Raw genomic sequence first — 18,903 nt, 5'->3', positions numbered from 1 at the left:
TCTTTTCATTACAAAGCAAATCCATCAAGAACAACGCATGGTCATCAAGCAACTCAGCGAGACGCTCATCAACCAAATTGCCGCCGGTGAAGTCATCGAGCGGCCCGCCAGTGCGGCAAAAGAGCTGATCGAAAATGCTATCGATGCCGGCGCGACGCGGATCGAGATCGCCACGGCCGGCGGCGGCAAAAGCCTTTTGAGAGTAAGCGATAACGGCTTTGGCATGAGCCCTGATGATCTCGCTCTGGCCGTAAAGCGTCACTGCACCTCGAAGATCGATATGACGCTCGAAGACATCCAGACGCTTGGCTTTCGCGGAGAAGCACTGCCCTCGATCGGTTCAGTCGCAAAGCTCACCATCAGCAGCCGTCGCAAGGACGGCGGTCAAGGTCATGAGATTTCCATGGCTGGGGGGCGCATCTTGCATTTACGGCCCTCCGCTTCCAATCCAGGAACCGTCGTCGAAGTTCGCGACCTTTTCTTTGTAACGCCGGCAAGACTTAAGTTCTTGAAAACCGAGAAAGCTGAAGCGGCGGCAATCACAGAGGTCGTAAAGAGGATGGCAGTGGCCTTCCCGAAAATACGCTTCGTGCTGTCAGGGCCGGATCGCTCCACATTGGAACTTGCTGCCACAGGTGACGATCACCTTGCCAGGATGGCGCAAGTGCTTGGATCTGAGTTCAAGGACAATGCAATTGCTCTCGACGCGGAGCGCGAGGGCGTGCGGCTCACGGGCTACGCCGGTGTTCCCACTTTCAACAGAGGCAATTCGGCTCACCAATACGCCTTTGTCAATGGGAGGCCGGTTCAGGATAAGCTCATTTTGTCGGCCATCCGTGGCGCTTACGCTGAGACAATACCGAGCGGGCGTTATCCTATCGCTGTGTTGTCGATCACCATCGATCCGTCTCTCGTCGACGTAAACGTGCATCCCGCCAAGTCAGATGTACGTTTTCGTGACCCAGGTCTGGTGCGCGGTTTGATTGTAGGGGCAGTTCGAGAGGCCCTCACCTCCGGCGGAACGCGCTCGTCCACGACAGGTGCCGATAATATGATGCGGGCTTTTCGTCCGGGCTTCAGTTTTGCGCGGCAGGAGACAACGCTATCCCAGCCATGGTCGGCAGCAACGTCGCCGTCACGGCCGTATCAATTCAAGGAAGCAGGTTTTTCAGAACCTGCCCAGGCGATGTTCGGTGCGTTCAACGAGCCGACGGCACGCGCCGAGCCAGTGCAGTCTGATGACAGAGCCGACAGCCCTTCGGCTGAGCCTGCGCTGCAATTTCCTCTTGGCGCGGCGCGAGCACAGGTTCATGAAAATTACATCCTTGCCCAAACCGAGGATGGGCTGGTCATCGTAGACCAGCACGCCGCCCATGAGCGGCTGGTTTTTGAGGCGATGCGCAAGGCGATGCACTCGCAGCGGCTTGCGGCGCAAACGTTGCTCATCCCGGAAATCGTCGATCTGCCGGAAGAAGACTGCGACCGTGTGATGATGCACCGGGATGCTCTGGTCAATCTTGGCCTTTCCATCGAACGCTTCGGGCCTGGTGCGGTCGCAGTTCGAGAGACGCCTGCGATTTTAGGAGAAGTCGATGCTCAAGGCCTTGTCCGTGAGCTTGCGGATGAAATTGCTGAATGGGATACGGCAAACGGATTGACCGCTCGCCTTGAACATTTGGCTGCGACCATGGCCTGCCATGGTTCTGTCCGCTCTGGCCGCAGGCTGAAGGTCGAAGAAATGAATGCGCTCTTGCGCCAGATGGAGGTAACGCCAGGCTCCGGGCAATGCAATCATGGCCGTCCGACCTACATTAAACTGAAGTTGTCGGATATCGAGAGGCTGTTTGGCCGTAGCTGATTGTCGGCCGACAGGCTTGAAATCAGCCGGAATGTTTGTCAAGCCTATATGTTAAGGGAACAATCGGCATCTGCTTTGCTTAACGGCAGAGAAAGGCGCACCTGCGCATTAACGCCTGATTCTTCTGGAATTTTGCAGGAACCCGGCGTATTTCAGGCGAAGACATGATTGGGATCATCATCGATGAATTTGTTTGAAGGCCATGGACACCGCCAAGCACAGCTGCGCTATCTCGACGGCGACTTCCAGATTGTTGCACCGGGGTCGTTCGTCATCTGTGCGGTAACCGGAAAGCAGATCCCGCTCGACGAGCTGCGTTACTGGAGTGTTGCCCGTCAGGAAGCCTATGTCGATGTTGCCGCTTCCGTTGAAGCGGACAGACGCGCTGGCGCACTGCCGATCCGCAAAAGCTGATTGGTGCCAGTTTGACCCGCACCCTCTATCAACGTTTCAATAGCTTGATTTGAATGAGAGGGTAAGGATCAGTCAAAGCGCTTTGTCGATGATGCTTGAAGGCGGCGTTGCCGAAAGCGGCTGACAGCCGTCTCGATGATGCGCATCGGGGCCTCCGGATCGTCGAATACCATATCGATCTCGACCACATGACATGCGGCTGCCAGTTCTGCGCTTTTGCCGTGATGGCCTGAGAGTCGGACAAAATCCTTCGCGGTCGTGACGATGAGAAGGCCGTCCTGCCGTGCTTCTGTCAGGAGTTCGGATATTTCATCATCGCGAAGATGCTCGTGATCGCCAAAGGCTCTCTTCTGCACGATTTCGGCGCCTGAGGCCTCCACCGTCCTGAAGAACTTGGACGGATCCGCAATGCCTGCAAAGGCAAGAACACGCTTGCCGACCAGATTGCCGCCCCGGCTCACCTCAACCTTCGCCTCAAAAAAAGGTTTGGCAGCGCGAGCGGCAGTGCGCACCACACGGTCTGCAGCATTACCATCGCCAACCTTCAAGATGCCGTCTGTACGGGCAAGCTGCTGCCCAAGAGGCGCACGCACCGGGCCTGCTGGGACGATGTGGCCATTTCCGAGTCCGCGTCCGGCATCAATTACCAGAAGGGCGTAATCGATGGTAAGGCGAGCGCTTTGGAAACCGTCATCCATGATGATCAAATCGACCCCTTCAGCGACGAGACGGCGCGCGCCGTCGATACGCCTGCGCGCAATCACAGTCGTCGCTTCTCGCGCCAAAAGCAAGGGTTCGTCACCGACCGCCGTTGCCCGATGATGATGCGGATCGACGACCGTGGTAACATCGATCGACCCTCCATAGCCTCTGCTCAGAAAGCCCGGCTTGAACCCGTTCGCAATTGCCACCCGGGCCATGGCAATCGCCGTCGGTGTTTTGCCTGCACCGCCGACGGTGAAGTTGCCAATGCAGATGACCGGTACGCCGACGGCGGGGGGCTGCGCGCGCAGCATGCGCCTCCCGGCCACATAACCATAGATCGCTGCGAAAGGAAAAAGCACGCGCGCGCGCCAATCGGCCTTCTCCCACCAGAAGGGCGGTGCTTCCGATACCATTTATGCGGTCCCTCCCCTTCTTGCCGAAATCTACATCATCAATCCGGCATCGACGGCGTATCAGGCAAGCAAACTCTCAAGCCCCGTAATGTCGTCGAGACAGTAATCGGCTTCACTGAGCGAAAGACGGTCGCCAGTGCCTGTGAGAACCGCAATCGTCATGCCTGTGCCGGCATTGCGTCCCATATGCAGATCGTGATTATTATCGCCCACCATCGCAACCTGCGACGGCTCTAACCCGGTGGCGGCACAAAAACCCAAGACCATCCCCGGCTCCGGCTTAACACCAAATCCGCTGTCGTAGCCGGCAATGAAATCGACATACTCTGTTATGCCAAAGCGCGCGGCCATCAATCGGATGGAACGTTCATTGTCCGACGATGCGATACCAAGGCGAAGACCGAGTTTCTTCAACCTGGAAAAATGAACGGCAAGATCCGCCACCGGAACGGCATAGTCGACGGCCTGCGCAAAGAGCACGTCCAATCGTTCGGTGAGTTCGCTTATCGAGAGTGGTGAACCGGCAGCCGTAAGCCCTTCGGCGATCTGTTTTGTGTTGCCCGCAGCCAGCAGGCTATCGGGCTCGATCTTTCCGGTATCGGGATCCATGCCGCAGGCTCGCAACAATCTTTTGGCAAGGGCTGCATCTCCACAAGCCGCGATGGCGGCCAGTTCCCTGTTCACAGGAAGCCAGCTTTCGTCGTAGTCAAGCAAGGTTCCGTCTTTGTCGAACAGAATGCCCTTGATCGCGGCCCCAGCTTGCATGGATCAATCCTCCTCTGATGTCTTCGGCAAAAGTCGCGCCTTGACGGCAAGAGGATTGATATAAGGCTCGAGCCCCTTCATCGTTGCTGTCAAAGCACCGCGCATTTCCTGGACGGCGCTCGCTCCAGCCTCGATCATGCCGCGACGCGCTGTGTCGTTGGTCAGCAGATAATGCACGCCTTTCGCCAGCATCTCCGTATCACGCACCATCCGCGCTGCGCCGCGGCGCGCGAGGATCTGATAGGATTCTCTAAAATTCTGCACATTCCCGCCCGATAAAATCGCGCAGCCGAGCATCGCCGGCTCGAGAGGATTTTGACCCCCTTCGCCAAACAGGGAGCGTCCTACAAACGCGACTTCCGCAAGACGCAGATAAAGCCCCATCTCGCCGATGGTATCGCCGAGCAGAATATCCACATCTGGAAAGATAATGTCGTTTCGCGTGCGTCGAGCGACCTTCAGGCCTTGGGCGACAAGTTCCGCCTCTATGGCATCCGACCGTTCCGGGTGGCGCGGCACGATGATGGTCAGCTGTCCGTCCCGTTCCCGCAAAGCCCGATGAACGAAACCTGCCGCCTTTTCTTCGCCCTCGAAGGTCGAAATTGCAGCCCAGGTCTTTCGATCTCCAATTTGCTGGCGATATTGCGCCAGGACCTTGGGATCGCAGCTCGGCGCATCGGTATCCACTTTCAAATTGCCCGACACCATGACGTACCGCGCGCCAAGATCTCGAAAACGCTCGCCGTCAATGTCCGACTGGGCAACAACCAGTGCAAATTTTTCAAAAAGAGCCTGGGCAATCGAAAGGCGTCTCGACCATCTGGCGAAGGATCGGTCCGACATACGCGCGTTGACCAGGATCTGCGGAATCCGGCGACGCTCAAGCTCAAGAAGCGTGGCAGGCCAAATTTCCGACTCAGCGATCAGGGCGCAGTCCGGTTGCCAATATTCCAGAAAGCGTTTGACAGCCGGCTGAAGGTCGAGCGGCACGAATTGATGGATGACGTCCGTGCCAAGCCGTTCAGCTGCAACCTTTGCAGAGGTGACGGTTCCCGTCGTTAGAACAATGTGAATGTTCAACCGCCGGATTTCGCGTATCAGCGGGATCATTGAATTGGTTTCGCCAACGCTGGCCGCATGAAACCAAATCAGGGGACCGACGGGCCGCTCATGACTTGCATAACCAAAGCGCTCGAGGCGGCGCTCGCGCAATTCCTTACCTTTGGCGGCGCGATACGAAAGATATGCGCTAAACAGAGGAGAGGCTGCAATGCCTAGCGTTCTGTACGCCGTCAGCGCGAGGCGCGCTCCGCGGGAACTCATACCGTTTTGCCTTCGTCCGATATCATCGGCATAAATTCATTCCCCGCGACGACTGTAACTGCAGTGTCGGACAAGTGTGACGGTATTGCGTCATAGGCCGATAGAATGGCCGATCTGCCGCGGGGATAATCCAAGTCAAAATTCACGCCTGCGGATCAAGCAGTCTGTGCATATGGACGATGAAGTAGCGCATATGCGCATTGTCTACAGTTGCCTGCGCTTTCGACTTCCAGGCCGTCAGTGCCGAAGCGTAGTCCGGAAAAATACCGACGATGTCGAGGCTTGCGAGATCCTTGAACTGAACGTCTTTCAGGTTGACCAACTCACCACCAAAGACGAGGTGCAAAAGCTGTTTCTTTTCGCCGGATTCCGTCATTTTCTTCTCTTTCCTATTGCGGCCTCCCCGTAAATTTCATGTGAGGGATTTCGCAAAAAAGGTCAACCGCTTCCTAGTGTCGCAAGAGCTTGCGTGAACTCCGCCAACCTGTCCTCCGGTGCCGCGCAAAGCGGAGCATGACTGACGCTGTCACGGTTATAGACGAGTTTAGCGCCACTCAGTTCGGTAAGCGCCCCACCTGCTTTTTCCAAAATAAGATCTGCAGCAGCAAGATCCCAGTCGTGCGAGTTCCTCTTCACATAGGTCCCCTCAATACGCCCATCGGCCACCATGGCGATCCGATAGGCCAGCGAAGGCACATGCTTGACGCGATGTATCCTGCCTCTGAAAGGCTCCGAAATATGCTTCAGAACGTCTTCGGCTATCGCGAACCGGCTCGATTCACTCTGACTTGCACTCGAAACGGAAATGGCGCTTCCGTTTTTCAGCGCTTGGCTCCCACTATGGGCCGTATAGACTTCTTCAAGGGCGGGAGCGTAGAGGACGCCGGCAACCGGCCGTCCGCGATGAACGACTGCAACGCTCACGCACCATAAGCTCTGTCCCGCAAGGAAGCCGCGCGTGCCATCGATCGGATCGACAACGAATAAAGTCTCGCGATCGAGGCGAATTTTGTCTTCCTCACTCTCCTCAGACAGCCACCCATAATCGGGACGAGCCGTGCGCAGAATCTGTGAAAGCTTTTCGTTTGCCGCAAAGTCAGCCGCGCTCACCGGCGAATGATCCCCGTTTTTCCACCAAACTTCCGGCGAGCGATTGAAGAAGGACAACGCAACGGCACCGGCCTGCTTCGCGGCCTCGACAATAAGATCGAGATCGTTCTGCCAATCAGCGCTCATGATCGCATCCATGACGTCATTCCGTTTGAAAGGGACCGCTGCCGGAACATTCCCGCATCGGTCCCTTGTGAATTCACACCTTGCTCATCGCCCAGCGAGCGTCATGCCCTCTATCGCAAGCGTTGGCGAGGCAACACCGTACTTGCGATCAATGTCGTTCGCGGGCGTCATTCGCATGAACATCTCTTTCAAATTCGATGCGATTGTCACCTCGGATACGGGAAAAGTAAGTTCCCCGTTTTCGATCCAGAACCCGCTGGCGCCCCGGCTATATTCGCCAGTGATCATATTGACGCCCTGCCCGATCAACTCCGTAACATAAAGGCCGGTTCCAACGCCGCTGATAAGCGCTGCAGGCGAAACATCCCCGGGTTCAAGAGCAAGATTGGTTGATGCAGGAGAAACCGAATTGCCTCCGCGAACGCCGCGTCCATTGGTTTCCATGCCGATTTCGCGGGCGGTCGAGGTCGACAAAAACCAGTGCTGGAGCACACCGTCCTCAATCATCGAGAGCTTTTCTCCGATGACGCCCTCGCCATCAAAAGGACGTGATGACGGCCCCTTCACGATCAACGGGTCGTCGGTAACGGTCAAGCCGGATTTGAGAACCTGCTGACCCATCTTGTCGCGAAGGAAACTTGTCTTGCGCGCGACGGCGGCCCCGTTGATGGCACCGGCTATATGTCCGACGAAGCCCCGTGCAACACGCGGATCAAAGACCACCGTCACATTTTTCCCTGTATCTACCTGACGCGGAGAAAGGCGCTTGACGGCTCGCTCGCCGGCGCGCCGTCCAATCTCTGCAGGATCGTCGAGATCAGCAAAATAAAGGCGGCTGTCGAAATCGTAATCCCGCTCCATGCGGGTGCCCTCTCCAGCAATAACGCTGACGGAACAACCAAAACGGGACCCCATGTAGCTTCCCGCGAAACCATGCGAGGTTGCAAGGACAAGCCCGCCCATGCCCGCGGAAGCGCCTCCTCCCGCCGAATTGGTCACGCCTTTGACGTCAAGCGCCGCAGCTTCGGCAGCAAGTGCTGCTTCACGCAGATGTTCGGACGAAACTTCAGTGGGATCGAAAAGCTGGAGGTCCGGGTAGGACTTGCCCAAGCGGGCTTCATCTGCAAGGCATGCATATGGATCTTCGGGCGAAACCTTGGCCATTGCCACAGCCCGCTCGGCCAGCATACCGAGGTCGAACCCGGGATTGGCGGAGACGCTTGCAACTCTGCGGCCGATAAAGACACGCAGCGAAAAGTCGTCGCTTTCCGACGATTCGGTCGATTCAACTTTACCGAGCCTAACGCTGACCGACTGTGAGCGTGAACGCACGATCACTGCATCGGCAGCGTCCGCACCAGCTTTCAAAGCAAGGTCGATGAGTTGGCTCGCCCGAGAAAGGAGCGTCGAGGAGTCGATTTCTGAGGGCATGATCTGGCCTTTCCTTGCCTTCCATTTATTGTGCGGTAGTAAATGCATCAAGGCCGTCCCTGCAGGATTCTTGCGGATGATGCGTCCATACCATGCAATGAAAGACCTAGACCTATGTCGGCGCTAAATCCACTTTTTACCGAAACGATTGTCATGCTCGGCGGCGCGGTGGTGGCAGCACCGATCTTCAAGAAGCTGGGGCTCGGTACGGTTCTGGGTTATCTTGCGGCGGGCGTTGTCATCGGACCGGTTCTTCATGGCATTTCCGATGGCGAGCAGGTTCTGACGGTTGCTGAACTTGGCGTTGTCTTTCTTCTCTTCATCATCGGCCTCGAGTTGAAGCCTTCCCGACTGTGGCAGATGCGGCGCGATATTTTTGGGCTTGGCAGCGCGCAGGTCCTTCTCAGCGGACTTGTCTTGTCGTGCCTTGTCAGGGTTTCAGGGATCCTCGACTGGAACGGCAGCATTATTGCAGGCTTCGGCCTTGCTCTGTCTTCGACTGCGTTCGCAATGCAGATCCTCGATGACGAAGGCGATATCAACTCTGCTTGTGGGCAGCGGTCGTTTTCGATCCTGCTTTTACAGGATCTTGCCATCGTACCGCTCATCGCACTCATCAACCTCCTGAGCGCCGGCGGTGCAAATGCCGCGAACGACAATTCCATCAGTGGGTTTCTCGTTGCAATCCTTGCAGTGAGCGGACTGGTTGTCGCGGGACGATACCTCTTGACGCCACTTTTTCAGATTATCGGGCGCACCGGCGCGCGCGAAGCCATGATCGCGGCCGCTCTTTTCGTGGTCATGGGTTCGGCCGCGTTGATGCAGCTTGCCGGGCTGTCGATGGCGATGGGCGCGTTTCTTGCTGGTGTTATGTTGGCGGAGTCGTCGTATCGTCACGAACTGGAAGCCGATATCGAACCGTTCCGCGGCGTTCTATTGGCTATCTTCTTCATCGCGGTCGGCCTTTCGCTTCAGCTTGAGGTTATCCTCGACAATCTACTGCTGATCATCGCTGCAGTTCCCCTCGTCATGCTTGCCAAAGGCATCGTGATCTACGGCGTTTGCCGTCTCGTTGGAACGAGCCATAACGATGCAATTCGGATTGCCTGCCTGCTGCCGCAAGGTGGAGAGTTCGGATTCGTACTTTTCACGACGGCAGCAACAGCAGGCATCATGCCGGCCAGCACAGCATCCTTATTGGTGGCGATCGTGACGCTCTCAATGGCGCTGACGCCAGTTGCGACACGCCTCGGCCGCAGGCTTCTGACTGAAGAGGATCATGAACAGCTGGAGGAAAGCTTTGAGGGGGCAGGATCGGACGTCATGATGATCGGCTTTTCGCGCTTTGGCCAGATCGCCGCCCAGATCCTACTTGCCGGAGGTCGAGACGTCACCGTCATCGATTTTTCCGCGGATCGTATTAGGCAAGCGGCTTCGTTCGGTTTCCGTATCTATTTCGGTGATGGCCAGCGCATGGACGTTCTGCGCGCTGCCGGCATTGACCGGGCAAAGCTTGTGCTGGTGTGTACCCATAAACGCGAGGTGACCGACAAGATCGTAGAGCTTGTTCAAGCGGAATATCCGCAGGCGAAGCTCTTCGTGCGCTCCTACGATCGCATCCATTCAATCGACTTGCGCAACCGATCCGTTGACTACGAACTGCGCGAAACGCTGGAGTCAGGCCTTCTTTTCGGTCGACGCACCCTGGAGGCGCTCGGCATCCCGGAGGCGACGGCCTACGAAATCGGCGAAGACATCCGCAAACGCGACGAAGACCGCCTCGCATTGCAGGTTACACAGGGCTTCCAGGCCGGCCGTGACATGCTGTTTTCCCGCCCCGTCAGTCCCGAACCTCTTCTCAAGCCGAAGCGGGCAAAGGAAGCCGAAGACGAGGATCCGCTGGCAACAACGGTCACGGTTCCTGAACGTGCCTGATGGAATTGGCGTCTTGATCCGCTACGTGCCGCGCAGTCTCTTGGGCGGCATCAAGACTTCAGCTTTAACTCGATCTGCCGGTCGATCTCAAATTTAAGCTCGTCCTTCACGGTGGCCGACATGGCAAGGACCTCTTTGGCTTTGAGAAAGTCCATGACGCCGGTGCGTCCGACGGAGGGCCTCAGGAAAATATGCGGCGGTTGCAGCTTGAGCTTGAGCGATATTGCAGTTTGCATCATCAGCTGGCCGGAGCCGAAAATGCTTTCCATCCGATTGGGAATATGCATGCCATCCCCTTCAGGCGCGCCGATGACATCGATGCCGATGACAATGTCCGCCAGGTTCATCAGAGGCTCATAGGGAACCGGATTGATGATCCCGCCATCGATCATAACCCGTCCATTTAGACGCACCGGCATGAACACTGCAGGGATAGCCGCTGACGCCGCCAGAGCTGGAAACAGGGCGCCTTCCTCAACGATGAGCTCGCTCTGGCCATAGTAGTCGGTTGCAATGATTTTGAGTGGGATCGAGAGGTCTTCGAAGTAATCAGGCAGCTCAGCCGGCAGAAAGGCTTTCAAAATCCGCTCCAGGTTGAACTGGCCGATCCGTACGCCCTTTGCAACCGCGTCGCGAACGGTTTGCGGACGAAGACCCCAGAGCCTGCTGACGACAGCGGACTTATTGCCAACTGTTGCCAAAGCGTGATCGCGAATTGCTTCGCCGCTCATGCCGGCCGCCATACCCGCCGCCATGATGGCACCGATGGACGAACCGGCAATCGCGACAGGCCGGATGCCTAGTTCGTCCAAGGTCTCGATGATATGGATATGGGCAAGACCGCGCGCGCCGCCAGCGCCGAAAGCCACGGCAAAGGAGGGAATGCCCCCTTGCGGCAGATCGATGACTTTCGGCTGAACCTGTTCGGCCCTTTGAAGCTGCGGCATGCATGATCTCCTGAGATAACCTGCCGCTACGCCTCTTATGTCGGCTGATAACGGAAGAAATGCACTCGGGTATCCCCAAAAAGGCGATTTTCGAGGAAGAGATAGGCAGGATCGACGCTGACGGCAACATCGGCGCGCTCTTCCAGCACCGCAATTGCCCCGGGCTCCAGCCAGCCGCCCTCGACGGCTGCTTTCATCGCTTTTTCCCCAAGGCCCTTTCCATAAGGCGGATCTGCAAAAAGAAAATGAAACGGCTCCATCGTGCCGATCGTGCCAAGATCGGTTGCGTCGCGCCTTAATATCCGCGTTCGGCCATGAAGGCCGAGCGCATCGATATTTTCCCACAAGAGGCCGCGGCCTTCGACCCCGTTTTCCACGAAGAGTGCATGGCGGCACCCTCGTGAGACTGCTTCCAGCCCAACCGCGCCCGTTCCCGCGAAGAGATCGAGAACACGTGTGCCCTCAATCGCTTCTGGATAGGCATGGCTCAGAATGTTGAAAAGGCTCTCGCGTGTCCGGTCGGCTGTCGGCCGGATTTCGGTCGATTTGGGAGCAGCGAGCGAGCGCCCGCGAAATTCACCGCCGACGATCCGCACCGCGCGTCGGCCCCTTTCCCTTAGAACCGTTCCGCGGACCGCCATCGTTTGGTCGGTCGTCGCGACCGCCTGTCCGAGGCTTGCCGGCATTCTTTCCGCCGAACGATTTCACGCCGCTGGAGGACTTGCCGCCACCATACGACTTGCCAGCTCCCGATGATCTCTCTCCGTCGGAAGTGCGTTCAGTTGTCCTTGAACCGCTATAAGGCTTGCGCGCGCCAAAGGATTTTCCGCCACCCGATGAGTGTTCGCCATCGGAGGCCCTTCCACCGCCGAAAGATTTGCCACCCCCGAAGGATTTACCCGCTCTGGACGATCTTTCACCGTCGGAAGTGCGTTCCGCAGATCTTGTACCACCGAAAGGCTTGCGCGCGCCGAATGTCTTACCGCCCGAGGATCTCTCATCGTCGCTGGTGCGACCGGCACCAAAAGACTTTCCGCTGCGCGCCTTGTTGCCTGCAGGACTTTCGGGGCTGCGACTGCGCGCAGGACGACCACCGGCCGAAGAATCCGAGCGGAATGGCCGATCTCCACTCGAACGCTTGCGGAACTTATCGTCCGCCTCCTCATCTCGCGAACGCGACTCAGACCTAATCCATTCGCCATCGCTTTCGGTGACTCGATTGACGCGACTTGGGCTGCGATCCCGCTCGAAATCCGGACGAGCAGAGCGTGCATCAGGGTCCTCACCCCGACGGCGTGCCGTGCTGGCATTCTTGGCGGCCTTGGCGGCAGCCTTTTCACCTAACGGGCGCGCACCGGGAGCCATCCAGACATTTGCACTACGCCTCGTTCCGAACGTCTTGGCTTTCTTATGACGATCGTCATCCTGCTTGAAACCGTCGCGGCGGGTATCAAGGCGTCCAAGCGCTTGTTCGCGCTTATCCTCCTTGCTGAGCCGTTCTCGGCGCGGCGTAGATGCGACAGTTTTTGGCTCGTCTTCCACAGCAGCTTGCGCGCCATAGAGCGGCGCATCAAAATTGGCCTTCGCCTCTTCGATAAGGCGCGGTCCAAGCTGATCGCGCAGCGTGCGCCCCCGCACTTCAAGCACCTGACCCTCTGGCAAATCACCAAGCTGGAAAGGACCATAAGAGATGCGAATCAGACGATTGACATCGAGGCCAAGCGCGCCAAGCACGTTTTTGATTTCGCGATTTTTCCCTTCCCGCAGGCTCATGGTAATCCACACATTGGATCCCTGCTTGCGGTCGAGCGTTGCTTCGATCGAGCCGTACAGAACGCCTTCAACGGCAATGCCGTCCTTCAGCTTATCCAAGGCTTCCTGATCGATATCGCCATGAGCGCGGACGCGGTAACGTCGCAGCCAACCTGTCGCCGGCAGTTCAAGAACCCGCGCAAGCCCGCCGTCGTTCGTCAAAAGCAGGAGGCCCTCTGTGTTGATATCGAGGCGTCCAATCGACATCACCCGGGGTAGTTCGTCTGGCAGATTTTCGAAGACCGTGGCACGGCCTTCCGGATCGGAATTCGTCGTCACCAAACCGGCCGGCTTGTAGTAAAGCCAAAGCCGTGTCCGCTCTATCCCGCGGATCGGCGTCCCATCGACTTCGATCCGATCAGCCAGCGTGACATTGACGACAGGCGTCTCCAGGAGCTTGCCGTTCAGCGTTACACGACCTTCCATGATCATGCGCTCAACATCGCGGCGCGATGCCACGCCTGCGCGCGCCATGACTTTGGAAATGCGCTCAGCTTTTTCTTCACCTGATGTCGCCGATTGCTCGCCGGCATCATGATCGGCGGCTGCCGAAGAGGATTTGCGCACAGACAGTTTGCCCGTGGGGCGTTTTGGCTTGTCTTTGAATGTCATTTGTAGTTTGCCTGCCTTTTGCGCCTATCTATCAGGTCGCGTCCTCGCGGTTAAGGGGGAAATTGCTGAAAGGTGAAGTCAGATCGCTTTATGGATATGGCGCTGGTGGCAGCGCAAGCCGCCGGAGAGCGTGGCGAAATTCCCGTTGGCGCAGTTTTAGTGATGAATGGCGAGGTTGTGGCTGTCTCCGGCAACGCGACCCGCAGCGCTCACGACGTAACGGCTCACGCGGAAATCGAAGTCATCCGCGCGGCTTGCACCAAGCTCGGCCAGGAAAGATTAGCGGGCGCCGACCTCTACGTCACGCTTGAGCCTTGCACCATGTGCGCTGCGGCGATCTCGTTCGCACGCATTCGCCGCCTATACTATGGCGCCGAAGATCCCAAGGGCGGAGCGGTGGATAGCGGCATACGCTTTTTCCACCAACCGACCTGCCACCATAAACCGGACGTCTACGGCGGACTTGGCGAACAGGCCGCCGCCGATCTGCTCAAGCGATTTTTCAGAGCCAAAAGAGACTTATAACGCCTACCGACGACCTAAAGTCTGAAAACGTCCCACCATATAGCCTTGAATGCGACTATCGATGGTGTCGGCACGGGCCGAAATTAATCGCCACAAGATCAGCATGATGAGCCCGATAAGGACCCAGGATGACAAGACGTCCGAAAGGAAATGCGCGCCAAACACTATACGGTTGACCGAAAACAAAACTGCCAGCGAAACGAGAACCGCCGCTGCTCGCTTGCGCATCCGCTGAGGGACAGCCGCAAGCAGGCATAGCATTGCCATTGCCGAGGCCGCCTCGCCCGAAATGAACGCACAACTCGCCTTGCATGTACCAAATAGTTCGGCTGCCCGCGTAAAATCGTGGCTTCCGCCGAACTCAAAGATCGAGTGTGGACGCGATCGGGCAAACACCGTTTTCATGACCTGCACGCATAATCCAGGCCCGAGCGCATAGGACAACAGAACATAGAGACATAGGTGCGGCGGCGGATTGCTGGGCAGCCCCGGCCTGAACCAGCATCGAGCGAGGCAAAACGCAAAATAGCTAATGACGAGAACAGGAATCTGTCGGTTTAGATCCCTGATGAAGATGAGGAATTTCGAATGCGACAGAGGGAAGTTCGCACCCGAATAAAATAGCCGGGAGACCTCTATATCTGCCGCTGGGAAAATGTTGAAAAGAGCGACAATCAAACCGAATAGAACGAAGAGTGAAATCTCTATTGCTTGAGGGTTTGTGACGCTTCCCTCGCCGCCACTAAAATCCCCGCGGCCTGCAAAGTCGACCATGTCCTGCCCTTGTGTTCAAGTTTGACAGGACCTCCTTAAGAAACTTCGATTGCAGGGCTATGACAAAGACTTGGCCAGCAGAAGGAACTCTGCAGCGCGACACGGATCAACCGTCGGAAGCCGTTTTCGCTCCGATCATGATGAGATCGCCAGAATAAATGGGCTATTGCAGCGATCAAAGCTCACCGCACGGCGGTGAGACGTGACTTTCGAACCGTAACGGCTTTAAAAATGGGAACGCATCTAAAGGACTAGGAAATGCTATTGCAGGAAGTTCCACCAGCTCTTGTTTGTGCCTTCGACAGCAGCCTGCTTCTTGCGTTCCTTGGCCTTCTTCAGTTCCGGCGTACCCAGATCGCTCAGTTTGTCAGTATCGACCTGGCGATATTCTGAGGGCGGATCAGAAATGAAGCGGCGCTGATCGATATAGGCGCCCTTCTGAAGGGTGCGAGCTTCGCGAAACGCCTTTTGCTGTTCTTCCGCGGTCTTACGTCCGCCCTCAACGCCATTTTGCGCCAAAGGCGAGCGGTAGGCAGAATTCTCGCTGTTCGCGTCGGCTTCCTTCACAAGACGGGCGCGTGTTTCCTCGGGAGACTCGACCCACTGTGGGTTATCTTTGGAGGCAATCGATTGCTGCGGCTGAACAAGGTCTGCACGTGCCGTTTGAGACGGCAGCAACAGCGTTGGACGCGGCGTATACTTCACGCCCTTGTTCTTGGGCGGATTTCCAGTCAGGGATACAGACTGACCAAGATCGTCCGTCAGCTGCTCCATCGCCGTCTTGTCAGTACCGTAGCGAGGGCTGGTGCAGCCTGATGCCGCCAGGCCTGCAGCCATGACGATCGCGAGGCAAGTGCCTGCACGGAACCAACGCGTTGCTAACATGAATATCCTTCCAGCCATGCCGGTATCTTCATCGCCCCAACCGGACCCAGTCGCTCCCTGACTTATGAATCCGACCATTTTCAGGCAGCTTTACCGGATGAACGGCGAAAGCGCAATTCATCCGGTCTTTCTGCCCGAAAAATAGCTTAAAAGCCCAATTCTCGCAAAGCGGCTGCATCGCGGGCCGACACTTCTGGATAAGCGGGGTCGGACCCAACGTCCTTGGTCACTCTCCATGACCGGGCGCACTTCGTGCCTTCTGCCAGCTTGGGTTCAACGGCGACCTTGGTTCCGTCATCAAGGCGGAAAGCTTCTGCCGGACCCTCGCCCTTAACGACAGAAATGTCCGAAGTGATGCAGATCTCCGCGAAATCGAGGCCGTCCAGTGCGTCGAGAAGAACCTGATCGGCAATATGAACGACAGGTGCAGCTTCCAGCGACGAGCCGATCCTTTTATCCTTTCGCTCTATTTCCAAAGCTCCGGTCACGGCGCGGCGCACAGCACGCACCTTCTTCCACTTCTCGGCAACCGCTTCATTAGACCAATGGGCCGGAATCGCTGGGAATTGCTGGAGATGAACAGAATCGCTGTCTGGGCTACGCGACAACCATGCTTCCTCAGTCGTGAACGGCATCATGGGCGCAAACCAGAGGACGAGGCAGTCGAACAGCTGACGAACGACATAAAGAGCAGAGCGACGCTTCAAGCTCGACGGCGCATCGCAGTAGAGCGCATCTTTTCGGATGTCGAAATAGAAAGCGGAGAGCTCGACATTCGCAAAATCCGTCAATGCCCGAGTGATGCGCTTGAAGTCGAAGTCGTCGTAGGCTTTTCGAACGAGTTGGTCGAGTTCGGCCAGCCTATGCAGCATCAACCGTTCGAGTTCCGGCAGATCGGCGTAAGCAATCTCTTCGCCCTTATCATGCGCAAGCGTTCCCAGCATCCACCGGATCGTATTGCGGATTTTCCGATAGGCGTCGATGTTCGTCTGGATGATCGTTTTGCCGACACGAAGATCCTCAGCATAGTCTGAGCTCATTACCCAAAGGCGCAGGATATCAGCCCCAGCATCCTTCATGATGTCTTGCGGCGCCGTCACATTGCCTTTAGACTTCGACATCTTCTCGCCCTTTTCATCCATGGTGAAACCATGGGTGACAACGGCATTATAAGGAGCTCTGCCTCGTGTTGCGCAGCTTTCCAGAAGCGAGGAGTGGAACCAGCCGCGATGCTGGTCCGAGCCTTCCAGATAGACATCCGCCGGCCATTTCACATCCGGGCGGTCTTCAAGCGTGAAGGTGTGGGTCGACCCTGAGTCGAACCAGACATCGAGGATATCCGTGACCATGGTCCATTGGTCGCTGTCGTGGCTATTGCCGAGGAAGCGGTCTTTCGCCCCTTCAGCAAACCAGGCATCGGCTCCTTCATGCTCGAACGCTTCGAGAATACGCTGGTTGACCGCTTCATCCTTCAGAACGTTTCCATCCATATCGGCGAAGACGCAGATCGGTACGCCCCAGGCGCGCTGACGAGAAAGAACCCAATCCGGGCGCTGCTCGATCATGGCGCGCAAGCGATTTTGTCCTGCAGCAGGCACGAAACGGGTCTGATCGATTGCCGTGAGTGCGCGCGAGCGCAAAGTCGTTCCGTCGCCAAGGTCCTTGTCCATGTAGACAAACCACTGCGGCGTATTGCGGAAGATCACAGGCTTTTTCGAACGCCAGCTATGCGGATAGTCGTGCTTGATACGGCCACGGGCAAAAAGACGAGAGCTTGCGATCAAGGCCTCGATCACTCGCTTGTTGGCATCGCCCTTTTTGCCTTGGTCGTCCAGAACGCGAGCAGCGCCGCCGGCTGATGCGGGACCGAAACCAGGGGCTTCTTCGGTGTAGAAACCAGCATCATCGACTGTGAAAGGGATCTTCGTGGAAATGCCGCGCTGCTCGAGCGCACGCGCATTTGCCATCCAGATTTCAAAGTCCTCACGCCCGTGACCCGGCGCGGTATGGACGAAACCGGTACCTGCATCATCGGTGACATGGTCGCCATCCAGCATCGGCACGTCGAAGGTGTATCCGAGCAATTTAAGCGGATGGGCACAGACAACATCGCTAAGCTCAGAACTGGCGACGTCGCGGACAAGCTTCAACGTGACGTTTGCCTTTGCAGCGCAGTCCTCGGCCAAACGCTTGGCGAAGACCAACCTTTCGCCTGGCTGCGGACCGAAGTCGTTGACGGCCTCCGTCACTTCGTACAGGCCGTATTCGACGCGCTGCGAGTAGGAGATGGCGCGGTTTCCGGGAATAGTCCAAGGGGTCGTCGTCCAGATCACGACATAGGCTGACTTCAGATCCTCGGCGCCAGCAACGACAGGAAATTTCGCCCAGATCGTATCGCTTTCAACCTCGTGATATTCGACTTCCGCTTCAGCCAAAGCAGTGCGCTCGACGACCGACCACATGATCGGCTTCGAGCCACGATAAAGCTGACCGGACATTGCAAGCTTCAAGAGCTCGCCTGCGATGCGTGATTCAGCGTGGAAGTTCATCGTCGTGTAGGGATGATCGAAATCGCCCTCTATGCCCAGACGACGAAACTCTTCCGACTGGATATCGATCCATCCTTGCGCGAACTCGCGGCATTCGCGGCGAAATTCGTTGATCGGAACCTCGTCCTTGTCCTTGCCCTTTTCCCGGTATTTTTCCTCGATTTTCCACTCGATCGGCAAGCCGTGGCAATCCCAACCGGGGATGTAATTGGCATCATATCCACGCATCTGGAACGAGCGCGTGATGACATCCTTCAGGACCTTGTTGAGAGCGTGGCCGATATGGATGTGGCCGTTTGCATAAGGCGGGCCATCATGCAGGACGAATTTTTCGCGGCCCGCCGCAGAAGCGCGCAGCTTCTTGTACAGGTCGCCCTCTCTCCATTTGCGCGCGATTTCAGGCTCTTTTTGCGGCAAGCCCGCGCGCATCGGAAACTCGGTTTCCGGCAGGAACAGTGTCTTCGAATAGTCCATTTTTTCAACGGTTTCGGTCATCGTCTGACAATCATTTCTTGCCCATGAAGGGCGCCATGGTCTTGGAAAAGTGAGGTGACGGCGGCGCCAACAGGCAGGCGCCAAAAACCCGGACCTTCCGGCGGCGTCAGCGCGCGCGGAAAGCCGGGCCTATAATTCGTATCGCAATCGATAGCCGGAACCTTGTCATAGCGAAGGTTCATATGCGCTTTTCATATGAAAAGGAAGAGGAAATCATTGATCGA

At 57.0% G+C, this 18,903-nt stretch carries 17 protein-coding genes; 4 read left to right on the top strand and 13 right to left on the bottom strand.

Annotated features, from left to right (window positions below; all coding sequences use genetic code 11):
• The first annotated feature begins 37 nt into the window (after nucleotides 1-37).
• Nucleotides 38-1,858 carry a DNA mismatch repair endonuclease MutL gene (mutL, locus tag VQ830_RS01185; protein ID WP_337266228.1) on the top strand — a complete coding sequence of 607 codons (1,821 nt, stop codon included), beginning with the start codon at nucleotides 38-40 and terminating at the stop codon, nucleotides 1,856-1,858.
• Nucleotides 1,859-2,041: 183 nt separating this feature from the next.
• A complete protein-coding gene (locus VQ830_RS01180) occupies nucleotides 2,042-2,272 on the top strand; it encodes a DUF2093 domain-containing protein (protein ID WP_337266227.1) in 231 nt (76 codons plus the stop codon).
• A gap of 68 nt (nucleotides 2,273-2,340) precedes the next feature.
• Here the strand turns inward: VQ830_RS01180 and lpxK are convergent, their stop codons facing one another.
• From lpxK to VQ830_RS01150, 6 genes are all read right to left on the bottom strand, one after another.
• A complete protein-coding gene (gene lpxK / locus VQ830_RS01175) occupies nucleotides 2,341-3,390 on the bottom strand; it encodes a tetraacyldisaccharide 4'-kinase (protein ID WP_337266226.1) in 1,050 nt (349 codons plus the stop codon).
• A 60-nt stretch (nucleotides 3,391-3,450) separates the two neighbouring features.
• Nucleotides 3,451-4,155 (bottom strand): HAD family hydrolase, encoded by a 705-nt coding sequence (locus VQ830_RS01170; RefSeq protein WP_337266225.1) that lies wholly within the window; start codon nucleotides 4,153-4,155, stop codon nucleotides 3,451-3,453.
• Between the two features lie 3 nt (nucleotides 4,156-4,158).
• On the bottom strand, nucleotides 4,159-5,478 hold the full coding sequence (gene waaA, locus VQ830_RS01165) for a lipid IV(A) 3-deoxy-D-manno-octulosonic acid transferase (protein WP_337266224.1): 1,320 nt from the start codon (nucleotides 5,476-5,478) through the stop codon (nucleotides 4,159-4,161).
• A 142-nt stretch (nucleotides 5,479-5,620) separates the two neighbouring features.
• Nucleotides 5,621-5,854, bottom strand: coding sequence for a DUF4170 domain-containing protein (locus tag VQ830_RS01160; RefSeq protein WP_337266223.1), 234 nt, complete (start codon nucleotides 5,852-5,854; stop codon nucleotides 5,621-5,623).
• A gap of 62 nt (nucleotides 5,855-5,916) precedes the next feature.
• Entirely contained in the window at nucleotides 5,917-6,726 is an 810-nt protein-coding gene (locus tag VQ830_RS01155) for a 3'(2'),5'-bisphosphate nucleotidase CysQ (protein WP_337266222.1), read from the bottom strand.
• 72 nt (nucleotides 6,727-6,798) lie between these two features.
• The gene (locus tag VQ830_RS01150) at nucleotides 6,799-8,145 is read right to left on the bottom strand and encodes a TldD/PmbA family protein (protein WP_337266221.1); all 1,347 of its coding nucleotides are present in this window, start codon (nucleotides 8,143-8,145) and stop codon (nucleotides 6,799-6,801) included.
• A gap of 114 nt (nucleotides 8,146-8,259) precedes the next feature.
• Between VQ830_RS01150 and VQ830_RS01145 the strand changes: the two genes are divergently transcribed.
• Nucleotides 8,260-10,080 carry a monovalent cation:proton antiporter-2 (CPA2) family protein gene (locus tag VQ830_RS01145; RefSeq protein ID WP_337266220.1) on the top strand — a complete coding sequence of 607 codons (1,821 nt, stop codon included), beginning with the start codon at nucleotides 8,260-8,262 and terminating at the stop codon, nucleotides 10,078-10,080.
• Between the two features lie 50 nt (nucleotides 10,081-10,130).
• Here the strand turns inward: VQ830_RS01145 and VQ830_RS01140 are convergent, their stop codons facing one another.
• The 3 genes from VQ830_RS01140 to VQ830_RS01130 are packed head-to-tail and all read right to left on the bottom strand — an operon-like array spanning nucleotide 10,131 to nucleotide 13,451.
• Nucleotides 10,131-11,027, bottom strand: a complete 897-nt coding sequence (locus tag VQ830_RS01140) for a patatin-like phospholipase family protein (protein WP_337266219.1) — start codon at nucleotides 11,025-11,027, stop codon at nucleotides 10,131-10,133.
• Nucleotides 11,028-11,062: 35 nt separating this feature from the next.
• Nucleotides 11,063-11,623, bottom strand: coding sequence for a 16S rRNA (guanine(966)-N(2))-methyltransferase RsmD (gene rsmD, locus VQ830_RS01135; protein WP_337266218.1), 561 nt, complete (start codon nucleotides 11,621-11,623; stop codon nucleotides 11,063-11,065).
• Nucleotides 11,604-13,451, bottom strand: coding sequence for a pseudouridine synthase (locus tag VQ830_RS01130; RefSeq protein ID WP_337266217.1), 1,848 nt, complete (start codon nucleotides 13,449-13,451; stop codon nucleotides 11,604-11,606). Before VQ830_RS01130 ends, rsmD begins: the two co-directional genes overlap by 20 nt.
• A 90-nt stretch (nucleotides 13,452-13,541) precedes the next feature.
• Here VQ830_RS01130 and VQ830_RS01125 point away from each other — a divergent pair, with 90 nt between their 5' ends.
• Nucleotides 13,542-13,976: a nucleoside deaminase gene (locus VQ830_RS01125; protein ID WP_337266604.1), complete on the top strand. Its 435-nt coding sequence runs from the start codon at nucleotides 13,542-13,544 to the stop codon at nucleotides 13,974-13,976.
• A gap of 3 nt (nucleotides 13,977-13,979) precedes the next feature.
• Here the strand turns inward: VQ830_RS01125 and VQ830_RS01120 are convergent, their stop codons facing one another.
• The 4 genes from VQ830_RS01120 to VQ830_RS01105 all read right to left on the bottom strand — a co-directional run bounded on the left by VQ830_RS01120 (nucleotide 13,980) and on the right by VQ830_RS01105 (nucleotide 18,861).
• Nucleotides 13,980-14,750, bottom strand: coding sequence for a phosphatase PAP2 family protein (locus VQ830_RS01120; RefSeq protein WP_337266216.1), 771 nt, complete (start codon nucleotides 14,748-14,750; stop codon nucleotides 13,980-13,982).
• Between the two features lie 261 nt (nucleotides 14,751-15,011).
• Nucleotides 15,012-15,635 carry a hypothetical protein gene (locus tag VQ830_RS01115; protein ID WP_337266215.1) on the bottom strand — a complete coding sequence of 208 codons (624 nt, stop codon included), beginning with the start codon at nucleotides 15,633-15,635 and terminating at the stop codon, nucleotides 15,012-15,014.
• 146 nt (nucleotides 15,636-15,781) lie between these two features.
• Nucleotides 15,782-18,679: an isoleucine--tRNA ligase gene (gene ileS, locus VQ830_RS01110; protein ID WP_337266214.1), complete on the bottom strand. Its 2,898-nt coding sequence runs from the start codon at nucleotides 18,677-18,679 to the stop codon at nucleotides 15,782-15,784.
• Nucleotides 18,676-18,861 carry a hypothetical protein gene (locus VQ830_RS01105; RefSeq protein ID WP_337266213.1) on the bottom strand — a complete coding sequence of 62 codons (186 nt, stop codon included), beginning with the start codon at nucleotides 18,859-18,861 and terminating at the stop codon, nucleotides 18,676-18,678. The genes ileS and VQ830_RS01105 overlap by 4 nt, the downstream gene beginning before the upstream one ends.
• Nucleotides 18,862-18,903: the final 42 nt, after the last annotated feature.

Origin of the sequence: Oryzifoliimicrobium ureilyticum, assembly GCF_037199735.1 — a bacterium.
Classification (GTDB): domain Bacteria; phylum Pseudomonadota; class Alphaproteobacteria; order Rhizobiales; family Rhizobiaceae; genus Rhizobium; species Rhizobium ureilyticus.
Note: the sequence above shows the minus strand (reverse complement) of the source record. Positions and strands in the feature narration are given on the sequence as shown.